The 15,650-nt window shown below is 64.4% G+C and carries 14 protein-coding genes and 1 pseudogene; 3 read left to right on the top strand and 12 right to left on the bottom strand.

Annotation, left to right across the window (positions count from 1 at the left end; all coding sequences use genetic code 11):
* Nucleotides 1–2: 2 nt before the first annotated feature.
* The 8 genes and pseudogenes from OU419_RS06335 to OU419_RS06300 form a co-directional block, all read right to left on the bottom strand.
* Nucleotides 3–947 (bottom strand): TIGR03756 family integrating conjugative element protein, encoded by a 945-nt coding sequence (locus tag OU419_RS06335; protein ID WP_058149370.1) that lies wholly within the window; start codon nucleotides 945–947, stop codon nucleotides 3–5.
* The gene (locus tag OU419_RS06330; protein WP_124082416.1) at nucleotides 944–1,387 is read right to left on the bottom strand and encodes a TIGR03757 family integrating conjugative element protein; all 444 of its coding nucleotides are present in this window, start codon (nucleotides 1,385–1,387) and stop codon (nucleotides 944–946) included. Before OU419_RS06330 ends, OU419_RS06335 begins: the two co-directional genes overlap by 4 nt.
* 143 nt (nucleotides 1,388–1,530) lie before the next feature.
* On the bottom strand, nucleotides 1,531–2,049 hold the full coding sequence (locus OU419_RS06325; protein ID WP_017462901.1) for a hypothetical protein: 519 nt from the start codon (nucleotides 2,047–2,049) through the stop codon (nucleotides 1,531–1,533).
* 149 nt (nucleotides 2,050–2,198) lie between these two features.
* Nucleotides 2,199–5,162 (bottom strand): HsdM family class I SAM-dependent methyltransferase, encoded by a 2,964-nt coding sequence (locus tag OU419_RS06320; RefSeq protein WP_252589921.1) that lies wholly within the window; start codon nucleotides 5,160–5,162, stop codon nucleotides 2,199–2,201.
* Nucleotides 5,159–5,635: a MerR family transcriptional regulator gene (locus OU419_RS06315; RefSeq protein ID WP_124082418.1), complete on the bottom strand. Its 477-nt coding sequence runs from the start codon at nucleotides 5,633–5,635 to the stop codon at nucleotides 5,159–5,161. Before OU419_RS06315 ends, OU419_RS06320 begins: the two co-directional genes overlap by 4 nt.
* A 218-nt stretch (nucleotides 5,636–5,853) precedes the next feature.
* Nucleotides 5,854–6,348: a RadC family protein gene (gene radC, locus OU419_RS06310; protein ID WP_003292123.1), complete on the bottom strand. Its 495-nt coding sequence runs from the start codon at nucleotides 6,346–6,348 to the stop codon at nucleotides 5,854–5,856.
* Between the two features lie 195 nt (nucleotides 6,349–6,543).
* Complete coding sequence (locus tag OU419_RS06305; RefSeq protein ID WP_011805405.1) at nucleotides 6,544–7,287, bottom strand: DsbA family protein; 744 nt, start codon at nucleotides 7,285–7,287, stop codon at nucleotides 6,544–6,546.
* Between the two features lie 13 nt (nucleotides 7,288–7,300).
* A pseudogene (locus OU419_RS06300) lies at nucleotides 7,301–9,529 on the bottom strand (conjugative transfer ATPase); the annotation flags it as partial.
* On the opposite strand from OU419_RS06300, the gene OU419_RS06295 reads away from it, so the two are divergent.
* The 3 genes from OU419_RS06295 to OU419_RS06285 all read left to right on the top strand — a co-directional run bounded on the left by OU419_RS06295 (nucleotide 9,422) and on the right by OU419_RS06285 (nucleotide 11,815).
* Nucleotides 9,422–9,664 (top strand): hypothetical protein, encoded by a 243-nt coding sequence (locus OU419_RS06295; RefSeq protein ID WP_254471823.1) that lies wholly within the window; start codon nucleotides 9,422–9,424, stop codon nucleotides 9,662–9,664. The pseudogene OU419_RS06300 and the gene OU419_RS06295 sit on opposite strands and share 108 nt — an antisense overlap.
* A gap of 276 nt (nucleotides 9,665–9,940) precedes the next feature.
* On the top strand, nucleotides 9,941–10,744 hold the full coding sequence (locus tag OU419_RS06290) for a gamma-glutamyl-gamma-aminobutyrate hydrolase family protein (RefSeq protein ID WP_254471754.1): 804 nt from the start codon (nucleotides 9,941–9,943) through the stop codon (nucleotides 10,742–10,744).
* A 297-nt stretch (nucleotides 10,745–11,041) separates the two neighbouring features.
* Nucleotides 11,042–11,815, top strand: a complete 774-nt coding sequence (locus OU419_RS06285; RefSeq protein WP_254471755.1) for an SDR family NAD(P)-dependent oxidoreductase — start codon at nucleotides 11,042–11,044, stop codon at nucleotides 11,813–11,815.
* A gap of 219 nt (nucleotides 11,816–12,034) precedes the next feature.
* Here the strand turns inward: OU419_RS06285 and OU419_RS06280 are convergent, their stop codons facing one another.
* The 4 genes from OU419_RS06280 to OU419_RS06265 all read right to left on the bottom strand — a co-directional run bounded on the left by OU419_RS06280 (nucleotide 12,035) and on the right by OU419_RS06265 (nucleotide 15,643).
* The gene (locus tag OU419_RS06280) at nucleotides 12,035–12,994 is read right to left on the bottom strand and encodes an HlyD family secretion protein (RefSeq protein WP_254471756.1); all 960 of its coding nucleotides are present in this window, start codon (nucleotides 12,992–12,994) and stop codon (nucleotides 12,035–12,037) included.
* 2 nt (nucleotides 12,995–12,996) lie between these two features.
* On the bottom strand, nucleotides 12,997–13,359 hold the full coding sequence (locus OU419_RS06275; RefSeq protein WP_254471757.1) for a DUF3302 domain-containing protein: 363 nt from the start codon (nucleotides 13,357–13,359) through the stop codon (nucleotides 12,997–12,999).
* Between the two features lie 409 nt (nucleotides 13,360–13,768).
* Complete coding sequence (locus OU419_RS06270; RefSeq protein ID WP_254471758.1) at nucleotides 13,769–15,022, bottom strand: RNA polymerase sigma factor; 1,254 nt, start codon at nucleotides 15,020–15,022, stop codon at nucleotides 13,769–13,771.
* A 192-nt stretch (nucleotides 15,023–15,214) separates the two neighbouring features.
* On the bottom strand, nucleotides 15,215–15,643 hold the full coding sequence (locus OU419_RS06265; protein WP_254471759.1) for a YybH family protein: 429 nt from the start codon (nucleotides 15,641–15,643) through the stop codon (nucleotides 15,215–15,217).
* Between the last annotated feature and the right edge of the window lie 7 nt (nucleotides 15,644–15,650).

Here is a 15,650-nt window from a genome sequence, read left to right as displayed (position 1 = left end):
CCTCACATGAAATCGACGCTGCCGAGGAAGACCTGGCCACGGCGCCGGCAGCAGGAGTACGGCCGCCACAAGGCCCAGGCGTAGTCGCCCTGCTGGGCCTGCACGCGGGTGCGGCTGTGCGGGAAGACCACGCAACTGTTCGAGAGCGTGGGCGTCAGCTCCTGCCACTTGCCCGTCGAGGCGTCGGTCTCCATCAGCGCGCCGGCCGGCCAGTAGCCGTCGCGGGCGTTGGCCAGCAGGGGCTGATACACGTGAATCTGGTTGCGGCGCGTCACGATGTCGCCCGCGCGCTGCGCGACCACGGCGCCGCTCTTGTGGTCGTCGGTCTGGTGCAGGAAGCCACCGCGGGGATACACGTTGCCCCAGAGGTTCAGGCCAGTGCGCGTACCGATTTCGCGCCGGCCGGGGATGAGCGCTTCGGGATAGAACGCTTCCGGGATGTTGTAGCGCCAGGCGATCGTGTCGAGCGTGCTCAGCAGATACGGCATGAAGGCCGTGCCCGCGCCTTCGCAGGTGTAACCGGAGGCGCTGGCGAACTGGCTGAACACCATCCCGGCCGGATGGCCGATGACATCGGCGTTCTTGAACTTGGCGAGGTTGTTCTCGTTGTCGTGATTGGTCGTGCCGTCACCGCCAGCCTTGGCGCTCGGGTTGGGCATGCTCATCGCCCTGACTTCCAGCCACGGGTTTTCGCCGGTGTTCGAGTAGCTCGACACCACCGCATCGGGGACGTAGTGGCGCACCTTGACGGAGGTGCGCACCGAGCAGCCGAAGGGCGTGCAGTACAGCCAGTAGCAGATTCCGACCACGCGGTATTCGAGGCAGTCGGGGGACAGCGCCGACGAGACGATGGTGGCGGTGTCCAGGGCGAATGTCGACGTGGCCGCGCTCAGCAGCAGCGAGGCGGCGGTGGCGCGCAGGCGCCGGCGTGCCAGCAGGAGGCTCATGGCTGCGTGCTCCGGTAGGCGTTGATGCGCGCGACGGCGCGGGACACGTCGGGCTCGCCATAGACCACGTAGCGTCGATCGACCACCACGGCGGGAATCTTGGCGATGCCCAGTCCCCAGGCATCCGCGACACCTTGGTAGGCATGGCCGATGCGGCGTTGTAGCGCATCGCCGCCATCGCGCAGTCGCTGGCGCACCAGAGTAGTCGCCTTGTCAGGATCGTTGGGCAGATCCGTGGCGATCTTGGCCTCGATGCGCGCCGGCAGGTCCAGCTCGATGACCCGCACGCCGACAGAGGCCTGAACCGGATGGTGGCTGTCGGTGACGACGAGCACGTCGGCTGCTGCAGTCTGGGTAAACATGAACAGCACTGCCCACAGCCCGGGCGCAATGCTGATGGTCGGCAGCCGGGGCGAAGCCTTGAAGACGGGGGCCGGCATATCGGGCGTCCTTGGAGTCGATCAAAGTCACAGTCGACTTCAAGTGCCGATCTAGCGCGACAAAGAAACCGCATCCGGCCCCTGCCGGTTTCATACCCTATGCCGTTGTGAGCGTTGTGATTGCCTCCTGTCGGAGGCGGAGATCAGGTGCGGGACGCTGAGGTGCCCGCGAACCCAAGAAACGCATGCTGTAAGCGAATCGGCATCGACGGCTTGGAGCGTGCATGTAGGCTCTGCCAAGTCCCGTCACTGATGTCGCTCGGGGCGAGGCGATCTACCGAGCGCGAAACTCTTCTCAAGTAAGCGTTGACGCCATCCGCGGATTCCGAAGGAGCGCCGGCAAGAACATACCCCACCATGAAGCCGATAGCATGATTCTCGCCGTACTTCTCCTGGATGAATCGATCCATGCCCTCGACGACGTACTCTCGACACAAGTGAGTGTCCGACCCGGCGATTCGTTTGCATTCGATGATCGCGTGCGGATCATGCTCCTGCGTGCGCAAGAAAATTTCGACGAACGCCAGCGGGATGTCGGTACGTCCGTCTGGCAGCATCACGTTGCTTTTAGATCGCGATTCCGTGCCAGGCAGCACCATAATCTGCTTCCACGGGGAGTTCTTCAGCGCAATGCGCATCCCGTCTCGCAGGCGCTCGGTCATGATTACCTCTCCAGCGTTGGCATTCACGTCCTCGGCTGCGCATGCTCGCTGCCAACCTGCGGCCAGTGTCAGCAGAATGACCGCCACAACCTCGGGCTCAAGTTCAATGAACTCTCTGCCCAGTGCAGGAGGTGTCTCATAGGGGATCCTCAAACTTTGCCCCCTGAAAAGCTCTCCGCGACCACTGCATCGGCATCTTCCAGTGCCGCTATGCCCATCCAGTAGCGCCGCGCTGCTGGCTTGATGATCACGACTTCGTTGCGTCCGTGTACTCGCAATTCCCGCTCTGCACTGAGCGCGGTCGCAATCTTGACTTTCAGGCGCCTGCCGATACGTGTCAGTACTTCACCCAATTCGCCTTGTGGTGCCACGACGCTCACGCTCGCATTACCCGGCCCCTCTTCCAAGACAAAGCGCACGACGCGCAAGGCCGAACTGCTTGGCAAGTCGAACACTTCGGCGCGCATGTGCCGCTTATTGCGAACGGAAAGCCAATCCTCGATAACGGACAGGAACGTCTTGGCATACGCCGTGACCTCAGTACGACTGTCCGATGGCTCCACGGATGATTCGCGGCCGGCTTCCCATTGCCACCCGGCGCGAAGGAGGCCGTCTCGAATGACAGTTCGGTCGGCATCGTTCAGTTCGTACAGATCGAAGACAGCTTCGTCCAGTTCAGCCCATCCCCTCTCGTCGGTGCCGTTGGCGCGCAGATTCTTCTCAATCTGCAGCAGGCGCTGGCCAGCCTCAGATTTCACTGCGCTCGTGAAATTAGGCACCGGCAGGAAGCTGAGGTCGCGAGCCAGCAGCTTCCTCTTGTAGATTCCAAACTCTGCAGCGGTCAGATAGAAGAACCATGTCGCAAAAGCAGAACTCAACACGGTGGCAAGCAAATGTGCCGTCCGCGTGTGCCCTCTCGGAAGAGACACTGCGAAGTATGAGTTCGTGAAGACGAGATCCCGCTCGGAGACGGCCGCCAAGACGCGCGGACTCCCCAGAAGCATTTCCTTCACGATGAGAAGCGGGGCTTGATATATCTCCCGCGATCGTGGCCATTGTGCCTTCGATTGGCTGAAAGTCGGCAAATCACCGGGAATGTTGAAGTGCTGCATGTCTTTGACTTGCAGTACATCCAATCCTTTTAGCGGGCGAGCATCGCGCGTCTGATTTTCTGGGGCCCCGCGAATCAATCCAACCTGGAAGGTAGTGTCGAGTAATGAGAGTTGCTCGCCCAGATTTCTGTGGGCCGAAGTCAAGTCATCCAGCAATAGGAGGTCACGGCGCCGGCCAACGGCTGCTGCCTTGAGCTTCAACGGCTGTTCTTGGATCTCGTCGAGTGTCAAAGTGATGACGTCACTCGGCGCCACCTCGAACGAATGAGTCCTTGCACCGCTGGGCGTCCACGGGATCTGAACGACCGTGACCTGATCCGTTCGCTGCTTCGGTCGATGACGGGCAAAGAGAACCACTGCGGGCATGGCTGCAGTCGCGAAGAGCCAACTGCACAAATTGGACAGATTTACCAAGGTGATCGGAGCCACGGCTCGCATCACATGCTGAGCTGCTGCCATGCCGGTGCCGCTGCGGCTGAAGAACGGCATCGCGCTAAGAATGATGCCGAAACGGGTCTTCTCATGTGAGAACTCCGCCGCTCGCAACACGAAATCCAAGCCTTCACCGCGCGGTTGCGCAGGTACGCCCGCAACCCTGGTCTTGCGCCGCGCTTCGGTTCCTGTCTGCCCCTTAAAGCTCCAAGGGGGATTGCCCACGATAAGGTCGAACTGCTTCAGCCCTGTCGGCGTCGCCAGCACGGCCTTGCCATCTCCATCACGTTCGACAGTACGAGCGTCACCGACGAGCAATGTCCTGCCGATCAATGGCTGGAACTTCAGGGACTGCGGTGGTTGCGGGTCAGGGTCCAGCTCAAGCGCAGCCAGGTACAGGCTGAACGCAGCGACGCGAATCGCGGCTTCGCTAATGTCTACGCCATACACCTGCCCGTAGAGCGTCGAGCGGATCAGCTCCCTCGTGAGCGGCTGACCTTGCGAGCGAAGATGAACCAAGCGCCGCAGCGCTTCGACCAGGAAGACACCGGAGCCGCACGTCAAATCCAGCACCGACTCCCGTCCAGATAGACCATCCATGACCTCATCGAGGACCAGCGAGACGACGGACAGTCGCGTGTAGTGCACGCCGTTTCGCAACGCTTCTGTGCGCTTTCCTCCAGTCTGCGGCTCAGCATGTGCAAACTGCTCGTAGATCGAGCTGATGAGCTCGACCGGAATCACGTCGAACTGGTAGGGGAAGAAGCTGAGTTGCCCGCTTTCAGGATCGACAGCCTCCAGGAACTCCGCAACCCGCGTCAAATGGTGAGCTGCTGGTGTCGTTTTCACCGACGAGGGCGGAAACATATCGCCGTTGAAGGTCTGGGCCAGCCATGCGAACAGCTTGCTGGTCGCTGGCCGGTCGCGCAGGATCGCCGGCAACGCCGTGGGGCCGCATACCCGCTTCAACCGCGCCGCACTGACGATCTCGCGGTCAATCAGGTACTGGGTGAAGATCACGCGCCCAATCAAGGCCTGCGCCGCATCGCGCGCGAGATTGCCTGCGACCAAATCGCGTTCGAGACATCCAAGGTCAGACAGGAGCTTCTGATCGACGCTGGTCTTGCGATCGATGGCCGGCACCTGGGCCCAGAATTGGCCTGTCTCGATCGCCAGTCGGCCGGCCAACTCGTCCAGTTCATGAAGCGAAGCTTCGATGTTCTCGAAACGCCGAATCAAATGTCTCTGGGCATCGCCTTCTTTCGCGGGCGTGCCGAAACCGTTGTACAGGTCGATACGCTGCGGCGAGATCACCCACAGCAACGGCGCGAACCCCTCGTTCCAGACCTCTCGTCGCCACTGGCTGACCAGATCGTCTGCAGGCGCGCTTTGCTCAAACTTGAAGTAGACGGTCAACGACGACGCGCTGCGCCACAATGCGTCCGGAACAAAAACGCGGCCGTGGCGCGAGGACTGCGCCTCAGCCCCCAACCGAAGGCCGGGCGCGGGTCGCCCGTCCGGCAGGTAGCCGGTTGCGGCGAGCACCTGTTCCAGCGTGGCAGTGTTCACGCCCTACTCCGGATAGCTTCGGGTGGAAACGGCAACGCTGCCTGGCTCGGCGTCGGGACGATCGGCAGCATGTACTGCTGAAGCCGCATGATCAACGGATCGAGCGGGATCACGAGAGTCGGTTGGGCCGGCGCCGGCCCAACCCCCTCGGGGCCGATATCGCACAGGGTCGCCGAAGTGGACGTCACGAACGCCACAGACCCGTTCAGCGCCAACGCGCCACTGGTGCTCAGCAACCGAAAAAGCGCGTCCACGCCGACGCTGACGGTGGCGATGTGCACGCCCAATGAGCTGACCAGCTCATTGGTAACGGCCAAGCCAAGGAGATCGGCGAAGGTGAATCGGGCAGCCTTCCCGGTCTTGGACGCCAAGTAGGGCACGGTCTTGCGCCAATGCCGCACCGTTTCGGCGGACACGCCGGTTAGCGTACGCATCTGATCCTGAGTGTACTGGATGGCGGTGACGGCAGACATTCGCGTTGCTGGCAACTAGAAAATACGCACATTCTGCCATGTAAAGGTGTGCCTCTCAACAAATAAAGGCCGGTTCAGCCGCGTATCCCGCAAGCTTTCAAGCTTCCGAAATCGTGACCATCAGAGCGCATCGCAAGGGTGGCAACCGGAACCGTTCATGGTAGTTCTCGTGGAGAGGGGCAAGAGGAACAGGCGCCCCCGGAAGGGACGCCTGCGGATTACAACAAGCCGGCTTCGGCGAACGAGTACGGGCTGCCCTTGCCGACGATGAAGTGATCCAGCACCCGGACATCGACGGTGGCCAGGGCGCTCTTCAGCCGCTCGGTGATCGCACGATCAGCGGCCGAGGGCTCGGTGTTCCCCGAGGGGTGCTGATGCGCCAGGATCAGCGCCGAAGCGTTGAGCGCCAGCGCACGCTGGACCACCACCCTCGGATACACCGAAGTCTGGTCGACCGTGCCCTTGAACAGCGGCTCAAAGGCGAGCACCTGGTGCTGGTTGTCGAGAAACACGACGGCGAAGATTTCGTTCGGCTCCGCGACCAGTTTCAGGCGCAGGTAGTCGCGCACGGCGGCGGGACTGCCCAGCGCTGGACCGGCCTTGAACACGCGGTTCTCCAGCAGGGTGATGGCCTGCCGGATGATCCAGTCTTCGTGCTGGGCGGCGATCAGGGTGAGCGACTCCGGGCGGGAGTCGGCGATGACGAGAGACATGGCGAACCTCCAATGGATGAGATCGGAGGGCGCCTGCCCCTGGAGGGCAAACCCTCCTGGGGACGATGTGGATGGAACAGGTGACGAGCGGGCATCCACCACCGCAGGTGCGGTGGCTGTTCGCGTCAAGGGATGCGATGCGAACGGGTTTCGATCAACGCGGACGAGCCGCGCCGCAGCCTTGAAGATCGATGGCTACCTGGGCATGTCACCGGCAACGCCGGCGGGCATGTCTGGGGAATGGGTGGGTTCGGCTGCGGTCGTGCTGCCGGCGGCGAGCAGATCGATGGCAGACAGCAAGGCATCGCCTTCGACGGGACCGTGCAGCAGGAGGGTCTTGCCGGACTCGCGGTCGCGCAGTTGCAAGGCCGGCGTCGCCGCGATGCCCTGCTGTGCCGCTTCCGCCGCCTGGGCACGGATGACCGCATCGGGGCGATCGCTGTCGAGACAACCCTGCATGGTTGGTGTGAGGTCGGGATAGCGCAGGCCCTCCGGCAGGCCCTGGCCGTCGCCACGGGTATTCGAGTAGAGCCACGCCACGGCCTGCCAGAACGTGGCATGTCCGCCCGTCTCGCCCGCGCACTCGGCCAGGCGTGCCGCGGCGGTCGCGGCCGGCTCGTGCATGGACAGCGGCAGGTGGTGCCACTGCCAGTTCACCTCGGGATGGGCGTCGATCCAGCGCTTGAGCGCGGGGAAGTAGGCCCGGCAGTACGGACACTCCAGGTCGGCGTACCCGACCACCGTGAAGCGCGCATCGGCACGGCCATACAGCCAGGGCGGGCCGGCCGGTTTCGACGCTTCGGACCCGGCGGCGGCCAGGGACATGGGCTCGGTTGCCGGATGCGGCGCGCGCAGCAGCATCCACGAGGCAACCCCAGTCGTCGCCACGATCAGCAGACCGATCCAGGAATGACGGCGGGCGAATGAAGGCATGCGCATCGTGTTGCTCCCGTCAGGCCAACGTGTCCAGCGTCAGAGGTTCGATGCCCCGCGCACGGTCGATCTTCTCGGCCACGCGGAAGGCGGCATCCAGCTCGCTGATGCCGTGCTGCTGCATCAACTGGAAGCGTTCGGCCTTCTCCTCGGGCTCGGTCATCGCCATCGCCAGGTAGAGGCTGGGCGGCACGGCGCGGAACAGCACCTCCATCGACTTGGACAGGATGACGCCCTCGCTGAACTTGCCGGCCTCCTTGCGGGCCGAGAGCATCAGCGCCTTCTGCGACGCGTTGAGTTCGCGGAAGCGCGCGATCTTCTCGACCTCATCGGGCGGCATCGACAGGCAGATCCACCACTCGATCATGTTGAGCATGGGCTCGGCCGCTTTCGGCAGGTCGTCCAGGTTCTGCGTGGCGAGCCAGAACCAGGCGCCGAGCTTGCGCCACATCTTGGTGATCTTGACCACGTAGGGCGCGAGCAGCGGGTTCTTCGTGATGATGTGGCCTTCGTCCGTCACGTTGATGATCGGGCGGCCCAGGAACTGGTCGCGCTCGGCGATGTTATTGACCGTGTTGATGAGCGAGATGTAGGCAATCGAGAGTTGGGCGTTGTAGCCCTCGCGCGCAAAAGTGGCCAAATCCACGATGGTGATGTCCGCCTCGGGCCACGGCGTGCCGGACCGGTCGAACATCTCGCCGTCCACGCCCTGGCAGAACATGTCCATGGCGTCGGCCATCTCCAGCAGCCGTGCGCGCCGCATCTCCGGCAGCGTGGCGTCGCGGGCGCGCTCGCGCAGCGCGTCGCGCACATCGCGCGTGAGCACCGTGCGTCTGTCCGCCACGCAACGCTGGGCCGCATCGAGAATGCACTGGCGGATCAGGCTGCGGTCGGCGCGCGTCATGCGCGCTTCTTCCTTGTCCTCGCCGCCGGTGATCATCAGTCGTGCAGTGATCTCCAGCTCGCCGAGCACGTCACGCTGCTCATCGCCTTCCACGGCCATGCCGGCATCGGTCTGGTCTTCGTCGAGCGCATCGGCGTCCAGCGTCTGTACCTGGCTCGGTGTATCGACCAGGCGCCAGGCGTCGGCGAAGGGAGCCAGACTGACGCCCGCGCCCGGCGCGAGCTTCACCCGATGCACGGTGAGACCCAGCCGTGCCGCGAAGTCGCCGAACAGGCCGAAGCTGTTGCCAGCCTCGACGATGAACAGGCGCGGCCGATAGATCGCCGTCACCTGGTTCAGGATGTTGTTGAGCGTCGCGCTCTTGCCCGAACCCGTGGGGCCGAACAGGAACAGATGCGCGTTCATCTGCCGGTCGAGGCGGTTCAACGGATCGAAGGTGATCGGCCCGCCGCCGCGGTTGAAGAAGGTGATGCCCGGATGCCCCGTTCCCTGGCTGCGGCCCCAGACCGGCGCGAGGTTCGCCGTATGTTGCGCGAACATGAGCTGGGTGTACCACTGGCGCTTGTCGGCAGCCGGATCGAACACGCACGGCAGCCAGCGCAGATAGCTGTTCAGCGGCGCCACCTCGTCCTCTTCGCGTACCGGTTGCAGGCCGGCGTTGAGCATCACGTTGACGAGCTGCAGGCCGCGCGCATCAAGCTGGGCCAGATCGCGCCCGCGCAGGTAGAACGCCAGCGCGCTGCGGTAGAGCTTGTGCGCGCTGCCGATCAGGCCGCGCGCCTGCTGCACGTCCTGCCGGGTCTGCTCCGAGGCCAGGGTCTCGCCGACGGCCTTCCTGGCGAGGTGGTTGAGGTGCGCCTCCAGCACGTCCTGGGGCGTGGCGACCAGCGTCAGGCACATCACCGTGTCCTCGGGCATCTGGTCGAACAGCGCGTTCATGGCATCGCCGCCTTTGCGCGTCTCGCCCGTCAGATGGCCCGTCACGGGTGGCGTGCGCAGGCGATCCATCACGATCACCCGATGCGGCATGCTGTCGAAGAACCACAGGCCGTTGGGCACGTCCGAACGGGGCTGGCCGAAGAACAGCCGTTGTGCGAAGTCGGTGCCGCTGGCGAGTTCGATCTCGCCCTCCTCCCGCTCTTCCGGGTAGCGGGTCAGCGCGTAGAAGCGTTCCCGGTCTTCGGCGGTGGCGCCGAGCAAGGTCGGATTCGGGTTGAACCAGCGCAGCAGCCAGGCGTGAATGTCCGCCGCGCCGAGACGCCGGGCTTTCACGCCGGCATTGGCCAGCCCGCCGACGAGGCGGTCGCAGATCGTGGTCAGCGCCTGCTCGGGCGACTGGCCGCGCCAAGCAGAACGGCCGCAACCGCATCGAGTGCTACTGAGCGGCAACCCGCGCAGCAGAGCGTGCCGGGCGGCGCGCTCGATTTCTATCGTGAAAAAGCGTGCAGAATTTTTCACCATTATTTTCAGGCGTTGTAAATAATGGACTTTTTACGCTGAATCGATATTTATAAAAATCCTTTAAAAACAATAGATTACCAGCATTGTCCAACAAGATTTCGGCCATTATTTTTGACGCCGCCTAGCGAATTCGTTTGACATATTTAACGGCTCTGGCAGGCTGGTAGGCAGGTTTCGACCGGGAAATATCGCCTTCTGTGCGCTCCCGGCAGTGCTCGAAACCTCAGGTAGCGCTGCCTCGAGCGGGCGCGCCTGCACAAAAACGATGGGCTGCAGCTCGTCCAAAGGTGACATATGTCCAACAGCAACATTGGCAACAAGAAACAGACCCTCCGTAAACCCGTCGTCCTGATGTCCATGGGCAGCCAAGAGCGCAAAGGCCACGACTATCAGGTAATGACCCACAAATACATCGTGCCCCTGGTCGAGCAGTCCGATTGCGTGCCGGTACTGGTACCGACCTGCTGCGGCATCGAAGACCTCGAGCAGTACCTGGACATGGCCGACGGCGTGTACCTGACCGGCGCCGGCAGCAATATCGATCCGACCCTGTACGGCCAGGAGAACCAGACTCCCGGCAAGGGCCAGGACAAGGACCGCGACAACTTCGACATCCCGCTGATCAAGGCTGCCATCGCCCGTGGCCTGCCGATCTTCGGCATCTGCCGCGGCATGCAGGAAATCAACGTTGCCCTGGGCGGCGACATCTACCAGAAGGTCTATGCCGAGCCTGGCTTCAATGACCATCGCGAGAATCCCGATGACCCGGTCGACGTGCAGTACAGCCCGGTCCACGGCGTTCGCCCGGTCCAGGGCAGCTGGCTGCAGCAGCTGCTGGGTGACGAGATCCGCGTCAACTCGCTGCATGGCCAGGGCCTGAAGAACCTGGGCAAGGGCATCGAAGCCATCGCCCACGCCGAGGACGGCCTGGTGGAAGCGATCCACGCTCCCTCCCTGTCGCCCTTCCTCTTCGCGGTGCAATGGCACCCGGAGTGGCAAGCCGCGAAGAACCCCGACTCGGTGAAGATCTTCAAGGCGTTCGGCGATGCCTGCCGCGCACAGGTGAAGAAGAAGCAGGCCCGCGCACTCGCTGCCTGATCCGCTTCCCGCGTCATGAAAAGCCCGGCCTTGCGCCGGGCTTTTCGTTTGGTGCTCGATGACAAACTGCAGCAGCGCGCCATGCGCACGATTGCGCTCATGACCTACTCATCGATGGGCATCGCGTCGGGCTCCCCGGTCGTGAGCGCGCGTAGCCGCAGGCAGCAGCGAAGCCTGGGCGATACCCATGCCGCCAACGTCATCAGCCACGCGAATGGCGCGCCCTGCGCGCTCTTGAGAGCATCTCGGGCTACCCTTGGCGGCCAGCGATTTCACTCTGACGAACAAGGTGCAGCCATGAGCAACGACCTCTTCTCCCTCGCCGGCAAGACCGTACTGGTCACCGGGGCCTCCAGCGGCATCGGCGCGCACCTGGCGCGCGTGGCCGCCACCGCTGGTGCCCGCGTGGTGCTGGCGGCGCGGCGCACCGAGCGGCTGGCGCAACTGGCCGAGGCCATCCGCGGCGATGGTGGCGAAGCTCTCGCAGTGGCGCTGGATGTGACCGACCGCGCCAGCGTCGAAGCCGCCTTCGACAGCGCCGAGGCGCAATTCGGCGTGGTGGACGTGGTGCTCAACAATGCCGGCATCGGCAACGGCCAGCGCGCCCTGGATGTCAGCGAAGACGACTGGCGCGCCATGCTCTCCACCAACCTGGACGGCGTCTGGCGCGTCGCCCAGTGCGCGGCGCAGCGGCTGGCCAAGGCCAGACGCGGCGGCAGTATCGTCAATATCGCCTCGATCCTCGGCCTGCGCGTGGGCAGCGGCTACAGCCACTACTGCGCGGCCAAGGCCGGCGTAGTACAACTGAGCAAGTCCCTCGCGCTGGAACTGGCGCGCTACCAGGTACGAGTCAACGCCATCGCACCGGGCTACTTCAAGACCGAGATGAACGACGCCTACTTCGACAGCGAGAAGGGCCACGCGTACATTCGCGACACCGTGCCGATGCGCCGCCTGGGCCGGTTGAGCGAACTGGAAGGCCCGTTCCTGCTGCTGGCCAGCGATGCCGGCGCCTTCATGACCGGCGCGGTACTGGCAGTGGACGGCGGCCACCTGGTGAGCAGCCTGTAGCGGCATACCCAGCGCCACACCACCGAACGAGGCCAGCCAGGCGCGGGAAGATCGGGAACAGGCCGCACGGACCCACGCGGGTGGCGGCGGACGCTTCGCTCCGGCTGGGCCAAGACCTGCGCTGGAGCGGCCTCCCAGCCAAAGGCGCACCCCTCCCGGGCGGCCGAAACCGCCCGAGGATAGGCCGCCGCTGCGACAGGCGCATGGCGGCCAAGGCCGTCAATGGAACGGGAAGATGTAGTTCATCCAGGCCGCCATGCGCAGGAGAATCTTGCGCATGATCGCCACGTGATGGAAGTGTTCGGTGTAGATCGCCGCCTGGCCATAGGAACCGCCGGGCATCAGGCTCTTGTACTGCTCGTACGCCGGATCGGTGATCTCGATCATCACCGGCACCCGCCCGGGCGGCGATGACGTGCTGTAGCTGATCAGCGTGCTGGACGGCTGCACCTGGCCCTCGCCGATCACCGCGATGACCTGCTTGACCTTGCCGCTGAAGACCTGCCCCGGCAGACCGTCGAACGCCACTTCCGCCTCGTCGCCCACAGCCAGGCGCAACTGGCTGTTCTGCCGCATCCAGGCCACGAAGTAGTGGCCCTCGTCGGGGATGAACACCATCGGCGGCTTGAGCGGCAGCTTACTCACGCGCATGCCCGGACGCAGCGACACGTGGGTGACGTAGCCGCGCGTCGGCGCCCGTACCGTGGTGTGGTCGAGGTTGTACTGGGCAGTGGAGAGTTGCGCCGAGAGATCGCTGACACGAGCGTTGAGCACATCGACATCGCGGCGGTTGCCGACGTTGCGGTTATACAACTCGCTGGCGCGGCCAAGGTCGGCCCGCGCGGAGACGATCTGCGCCTGCAACGACTTCACCCGGTCCTGGAAGGGCGCGGGATCGATCTGGAACAGTACGTCACCCTTGCTCAACATCTGGTTGCCCTTCACCGGCACATCGATCACATCGCCAGACACCACTGGAACGACCGGGGTGGAAACGAAGTAGGTGCGCGCCACTTCGCTGTAGGGGTGGTTGTAGTTCATCGCGAAGATCAGCGCACCGATCAGCACCACCCCGCCCAGCACGGCGGTCGGCACCGTCCACTTGTTCAGCGGGATGCGGAATATCTTGAAGATCGCGATGCAGAAAGCGGAGTAGGTAAGAATGAGCAACAGATCCATGATCAGCTCTCCCCTTCCGCCGAGGCGCCCTGCTGCCGTGCGGGCAACGCTGCCTCGATGGCCGCCAGGCGCGCCTGAAGCTCACTGACCTGAGCCTCCAGGTGCCGCACGTGTTCCTTGGGCGCACCTCCGGCACCAAAACCCCAGCCGCGGTCCTCGCGGTAGAGCATCGCCCAGATCCAGAGGAACGGCCACAAGGCGTGCAGGGTGAACAGACTGACCCAGCCGGCGGCGTGGATCGCGTCCTGATGGGGGTGATTGCGGTGCACCGCGATCTCGTAGGGAATGTCGTGCAGCACGATGATGCCGTAGAACAGCACCACCGCCGCAAAGCACAAAATGCCCAGGGCAATGTAATCAAGCATGGTCTTTCTCCAGAACGGCCATTTGTTCAGAACCTCTTATTCCGGCGTCAACGCCGCCGGGCCCACTGTAATGCTCCCGCTACCGGGCACACCGGGTCCGCCCATCCCCCCAAGGGTCGGGCTGCATCAATGTGATCTGGTGGTCGGTCGGGCTACCCCGGCACCCTCGGCCAACGCAGCGAAATGCCGCTCTCCCCTCCAGCGAACGGCTCCTGCGCGCACCTCGTCGCCGCAAGCCGGGCCGACGTGGGTAGTCCCCATGATTCAGCGTAGCCGTGGATTGAATCGCCGTCCGGCCAGTTGGCCCACTTCACGGCGGAAGGCCGGAGGGCCCGCGGGATGCGGCCTGGACGCGTGGCCGGCGATGATGGCAGAGCCGCCTCTGGCACATTGTCGAATGGCGGGTGGATCACTCGTCCAGTTCGCGCAGGCGCTGTTCGAGAAAACGCCGCTCCGGCTCCTGGCGCACCAGGTTCAGCGCTCGGACATAGGCGGCGCGCGCATCCTCGCGACGCGAAAGTCGCCGGCACAGGTCGGCGCGGGCCGCGTGGGCCAGGTGGTAATCCTGCAACTCGCCACGGGCCAGAATCGCATCTACCTGCTCAAGCCCCGCCGCAGGTCCGTCGCGCATGGCCAGCGCCACCGCGCGGTTCAACTCGATCACCGGCGACGGCTGGATGCCCAGCAGCATATCGTAGAGGCCAACGATCTCCGCCCAGTCGGTGCCGGCGATATCCGGCGCCACCGCATGCACCGCCGAGATCGCCGCCTGCAGCGTGTACGGGCCTACCCGCCGGGTCGCCAGCGCGGCCTCGATCAACCGGCGGCCCTCGTCGATCTGCGCCCCGTCCCAGCGGCGGCGGTCCTGGTGCTCCAGCAGAACCAACTGGCCGTCCTCGCCAGTGCGCGCTTCGCGCCGCGACTCATGCAACAGCATCAGCGCCAGCAGCCCCATCACCTCCGCTTCAGGCAGCAGTTCGAGCAACTGCCGGCCAAGGCGGATCGCCTCGGCCGACAGATCGGTGCGGGTCAGCGAGTCGCCGGCGGAAGCCGAGTAGCCCTCGTTGAACACCAGGTAGATCACCCGCAGCACGCTGGCCAGGCGGCTGGGCAACTCGGCGGCCTCCGGCACTTGATAGGGAATCTTCGCGTCGCGGATCTTCGCCTTGGCGCGGACGATGCGCTGGGCGATGGTCGAGGGCGTCACCAGGTACGCGCGGGCGATTTCCTCGGTCTTCAGGTCGCAGACTTCCCGCAGGGTCAGCGGCACCTGCGCATCCGCGGACAAGGCCGGATGGCAGCAGGTGAAGATCAGCCGCAGGCGGTCGTCCTCGACGCTCGCGTCGGCCTGTTCCTCCACCGACTGCGTATCGATCTCCAGTTGCTCGGCGATCTGCAACAGCGACGCATCGAAACGCGAACGCCGGCGCAGGCCGTCGATCGCCTTGAAGCGCCCGGCCGACACCAGCCAGGCGCGCGGATTGGCCGGCACTCCATCGCGCCGCCACTGCTCCACCGCGGCGACGAACGCCTCGTGCAGCGCCTCCTCGGCCAGATCGAAATCGCCCAGCAGGCGAATCAACGTGGCGAGCACGCGGCGCGACTCGCGCCGGTACACATCGTCGACCACATCGCGCAGAGCCTGGGGAGCATAGTCGTGCATGCTGGCCGGTAGTCCGTGGCGGCTGAGGGAAGCCCCTATCCTGCTCCGCTTTTCCACGCCGCGGGAAGCGGGCGGACGAATGTGCGCCGGCAGCAGATCGTTGCAGCGTGTTTCCCCCGCCCGCAAAGCCCGGACGCAACGCCACCGCCCCGTAGCGCAAAGGCCGGGCGGATGATTCGCACAGCAGGCGCCTCAGGGCCTGGCATCGAACAGCAATTGCCCCGTCGCCGGGTCGAAGGGAATGGAGAAATGCTCATGGGCGATCTTCCACTGCCCCTCTTCCCGGCGCAGACAGACCGTCACGCGCGCCCATGAGGCGTTGCGCTGGCCCTTCTCGTCGGTGCCGCCGCAGTAAGCCAGGTAATGGCCGAATGCGATATCGCTGCCGGCCTCGAAGCTCAGCTCGTGTATCTCGAACGTATGTTCGGTACACATCCGCATGCACTCCTCCCAATGCCTGCCGTAGGCCTCCACGCCCTTGAACTGCAACTGCTTCACCGCATCGAAGGCGAGTATGTCGCGGCTGTAGTGGCTGGTGATGGCCGCCACATCGGCGGCGAGCACGGCGCTCAGCCAGCTATCGAGCAGCGCGTGCAGTTCGGTGTCGTCGGCGGAAGTCATGGCAATT

The sequence above is a fragment of the Pseudomonas triclosanedens genome (genome assembly GCF_026686735.1).
GTDB classification, from domain to species: domain Bacteria; phylum Pseudomonadota; class Gammaproteobacteria; order Pseudomonadales; family Pseudomonadaceae; genus Pseudomonas; species Pseudomonas triclosanedens.
This window is presented reverse-complemented; position numbering and strand designations above follow the sequence as displayed.

Bases quoted from the DNA above. Each gene is read 5' to 3' on its own strand.
- OU419_RS06330 (WP_124082416.1), bottom strand. From the start codon at position 1,387: ATGCCGGCCCCCGTCTTCAAGGCTTCGCCCCGGCTGCCGACCATCAGC.
- OU419_RS06325 (WP_017462901.1), bottom strand. From the start codon at position 2,049: ATGACCGAGCGCCTGCGAGACGGGATGCGCATTGCGCTGAAGAACTCC.
- OU419_RS06265 (WP_254471759.1), bottom strand. From the start codon at position 15,643: ATGACTTCCGCCGACGACACCGAACTGCACGCGCTGCTCGATAGCTGG.
- OU419_RS06290 (WP_254471754.1), top strand. From the start codon at position 9,941: ATGTCCAACAGCAACATTGGCAACAAGAAACAGACCCTCCGTAAACCC.
- OU419_RS06285 (WP_254471755.1), top strand. From the start codon at position 11,042: ATGAGCAACGACCTCTTCTCCCTCGCCGGCAAGACCGTACTGGTCACC.
- radC (WP_003292123.1), bottom strand. From the start codon at position 6,348: ATGTCTCTCGTCATCGCCGACTCCCGCCCGGAGTCGCTCACCCTGATC.
- OU419_RS06315 (WP_124082418.1), bottom strand. From the start codon at position 5,635: ATGTCTGCCGTCACCGCCATCCAGTACACTCAGGATCAGATGCGTACG.
- OU419_RS06305 (WP_011805405.1), bottom strand. From the start codon at position 7,287: ATGCGCATGCCTTCATTCGCCCGCCGTCATTCCTGGATCGGTCTGCTG.
- OU419_RS06335 (WP_058149370.1), bottom strand. From the start codon at position 947: ATGAGCCTCCTGCTGGCACGCCGGCGCCTGCGCGCCACCGCCGCCTCG.
- OU419_RS06270 (WP_254471758.1), bottom strand. From the start codon at position 15,022: ATGCACGACTATGCTCCCCAGGCTCTGCGCGATGTGGTCGACGATGTG.
- OU419_RS06275 (WP_254471757.1), bottom strand. From the start codon at position 13,359: ATGCTTGATTACATTGCCCTGGGCATTTTGTGCTTTGCGGCGGTGGTG.
- OU419_RS06280 (WP_254471756.1), bottom strand. From the start codon at position 12,994: ATGGATCTGTTGCTCATTCTTACCTACTCCGCTTTCTGCATCGCGATC.